3 protein-coding genes and 1 pseudogene are annotated in these 2,831 nt (G+C 68.5%); 1 reads left to right on the forward strand and 3 read right to left on the reverse strand.

Annotation, left to right across the window (positions count from 1 at the left end; genetic code table 11):
- Nucleotides 1-685 (reverse strand): sensor histidine kinase (locus tag FKP22_RS26240; RefSeq protein ID WP_141290821.1); only part of this gene is annotated, 685 nt, incomplete at its 3' end.
- 170 nt (nt 686-855) lie between these two features.
- On the opposite strand from FKP22_RS26240, the gene FKP22_RS26245 reads away from it, so the two are divergent.
- On the forward strand, nt 856-1,602 hold the full coding sequence (locus FKP22_RS26245) for a response regulator transcription factor (protein WP_141290823.1): 747 nt from the start codon (nt 856-858) through the stop codon (nt 1,600-1,602).
- Nucleotides 1,603-1,704: 102 nt separating this feature from the next.
- Here FKP22_RS26245 and FKP22_RS26250 read toward each other — a convergent pair whose 3' ends face one another.
- Together FKP22_RS26250 and FKP22_RS26255 are read right to left on the reverse strand one after the other, a co-directional pair.
- Nucleotides 1,705-2,469 carry an SDR family oxidoreductase gene (locus FKP22_RS26250; protein WP_141290825.1) on the reverse strand — a complete coding sequence of 255 codons (765 nt, stop codon included), beginning with the start codon at nt 2,467-2,469 and terminating at the stop codon, nt 1,705-1,707.
- A gap of 140 nt (nt 2,470-2,609) precedes the next feature.
- Nucleotides 2,610-2,831, reverse strand: a pseudogene (locus FKP22_RS26255) (hypothetical protein); the annotation flags it as partial.

The raw sequence follows: 2,831 nt of genomic DNA on the forward strand, positions 1-2,831 counted from the left end.
CCACACGCTCGTGCATGGCCGCCGAGGCCGGCAGGCCTTGCGTCGGGTGGTCGGGGCGGTTGTCCTGCATGTCGACGATGAACACCTGTTCGTTGTAGTGAAGGGTCACCAGCGCCGAACGCAGCCCCGCGTGGGCCACCGCATGCGCCAGCGCTTCGCGGATGATGCTGCAGACCTCGTGGTAGACCAGCCGCCGCAGCGGCCGGGCCCGGCCCTGCACCAGCACCCCAAAAGCCTGCGATTCTCCCCCCGCCAGCTCGGCCCAGATGGCCGCGATGGCTTGCGACAGCACGCTGGCATCCAGCTCGGCGGCCGGCAAGGTCCTGACCCGGTCGCGCGCCTCCAGCAGCCAGCCATCGGCCTGGGTCAGCAGGGTTTCAAAATCCGCGCGCACCGGCCCGTCGGCCGGCAAGGTGGCCGCCAGGCCTTCGACCGCCAGCACCAGCCCCTGGGTGCTTTGCAGCAGGCTGTCATGCAACTGCATGGCCTGCAGCTCGCGCAACTGCCGGGCGCGCTCGGCCTCCTGCTGTCGCGAGCGGGCACGCCTGCGCAACAGCGCGCAACTGCAGCCGGCCATCAACAGCAGCAGCACCGAAAACGCCACCAGCCAGCCACCGGGGCCACGCAGCACCTGCTCGAAACAGGCTTGCGGAACACACGACGGCGGCGGCGAGGAAAACGGCATGTCAGACGATGAGCGGTGCTGGAAAAGACAGGCGTGCGGCCGGTGGTCCAGCTTGCCGCAGTTCGGCCGCGCAGCCTTCACCCACAAGGGTGAATCTGGCGTCGCTGGACCTGGGCTGGATCAAAGCAAACGATGCGGCCTAGCATCAGCTCACCCAAAAGGAGGCCCAGATGTCATATGAGCGGATGTCCCATGAGGCTGGCACCGTGCGTGTCAGCGTGATCCACAGCGAAGCCGTGATCGCGCTGGGCATTGCCACCGCATTGCGCGGCCAGTCCAGCTGCGAGGTGGACATCGTCGGCGCCACGGCATCACCGCTGGCAGCCTGCGTGAGTGCGCGGGCCGACGTTGCCGTCTGCGACCCGACAAGCGCCGCCCTGCTGCTGGCCCAGCGGCGTGAGCATGCGCACGGCTGGGGCAACAGCGTGCGCGTGCTGGTCGTCAGCACCCAGGTGCAGCCGCAGGACGTGCAGGCCGCGCTGCGCCACGGGGCTCATGGCTACGCGCTGCTGGACTGCGGCATTTCCCAGCTGCAGGAGATCGTGCTGGCCGTCAGCCGCGGCCAGCGCCACCTGTGCCCGGCGGCGGCCAGCCTGGTGGCTGAGAGCATGAGCTACCAGGCGCTGACCGGCCGCGAGAGCGAGGTCTTGCAGTTGCTCGCGCAAGGCGACTCGAACAAGTCCATCGCCAATGCGCTGAGCCTGTCCGGCGGCACCGTGAAGGCCCACGTCAAGAGCATCCTGAACAAGCTGGACGCGAAGAGCCGCACCGAAGCGGCCAACGTCGCGATGCGGCGCGGGCTGATCGGTTCGCAAGCACCATCGTCGCCCGCCACCGGCGTGCGGACCGAACCGTCACCGGCGCATCGCCCGCAGCCTGCGGCCTCGGCCACGCGAAGCCTGAGCCACGCAATCTGACTTCCGCCGTCACCGGGCAAGGAAGTCCTGCACGACATTGACTGCCGGCACTGTCGCTGCATCCTGTCGCTGCATCCATCAGCCAGTGGACCGAGCCAGGCTTCAGGTGCGGGTGATGGAAGCGCCGCCGTCCACCAGAGAGGCGGTACCGGTGACAAACGCGGCGTCGTCGGACGCGAGGTAGAGGACCGAGCGCGCGAGTTCCTCCGGCGTGGCCACGCGCTTGAGCGCATGCAGCTGCGTCACGAAAGCCTGGGCCTGCTCGGTGTTGTTCATGCTGCGGTACATGTCGGTGTCCACCGCACCGGGCAGCACCGCATTCACGCGCACGCCGCGCGGCCCGAACTCGGCGGCCAGCGCCTGCGTGAGGCCGATCAGCCCTGACTTGCTCGCGGCATAGGCGGCCACGCCCGGGAAGGCAAAGGTGTGGCCGACGAAGGTCGACGTGAAGATCACCGAGCCGCCGCCGTTGCGCAGCATTTGCGCGATCTGGTGCTTGGCGCCGAGGAAAGCGCCGGTCAGGTTGATGGCCAGCGTGTCTGACCAACCCGCTTCTGACACCTCCGTGCTCGGCCCGCCCTCGCCCAGCGTGCCGGCGTTGTTGAAAGCGATGTCCAGCCGACCATACCGCGCCACCGCCAGCGCCACCAGCGCCTTGGCATGTGCCTCCGAACGCACATCCCCGGCCAGCGCGACCGCGTCGCCGCCGCGGTCGCGGATGGCGTCGACCAACTGGTCCAGCTCGTGCGCGCGGCGGGCGGTGACCACCACCTTGGCACCTTCGGCAGCAAACAGCAGCGCGCTGGCATGGCCGATGCCGGAACTCGCGCCGGTGACCAGTGCGACCTTGCCTGATAGACGATCCATCTTGTTTCTCCTTTTGGCTCGCACGCGTGGGCGAGCAACGGGGTTGAGGAACGAGGTGATGCATGGTGTTGGGAGCGACCCGGCCGCACCAGTGAATCGCTGTGAATTCACTGCAATTCACGCGCGGTGGTCGACGAGATTCAAGGCTTCACTTCAAACGGCAAGGCCTGGCCCTCGCCACACGCCTGGTGGCTGTTGCCGCGCATCTCGAACAGGGCGCAGGCCCGGTTGCCGGCGGCGTCTTCCAGGTCGGGGTGGACCATCAGGCTGTGGCGCCCGGCCACCCATGGCTGCGCAGGCACGAAGCGCCAGCCGGTTTCGGCGTCCAACAGCTGCGGCCGGCCCGCCAGGCGCAGACCGTC

The sequence above is a fragment of the Ideonella azotifigens genome (assembly GCF_006519715.1).
GTDB lineage: Bacteria > Pseudomonadota > Gammaproteobacteria > Burkholderiales > Burkholderiaceae_C > Ideonella > Ideonella azotifigens.

Coding starts and splice junctions, on each gene's coding strand:
- FKP22_RS26245 (WP_141290823.1), top strand. CDS start 856: ATGTCATATGAGCGGATGTCCCATGAGGCTGGCACCGTGCGTGTCAGC.
- FKP22_RS26250 (WP_141290825.1), bottom strand. CDS start 2,469: ATGGATCGTCTATCAGGCAAGGTCGCACTGGTCACCGGCGCGAGTTCC.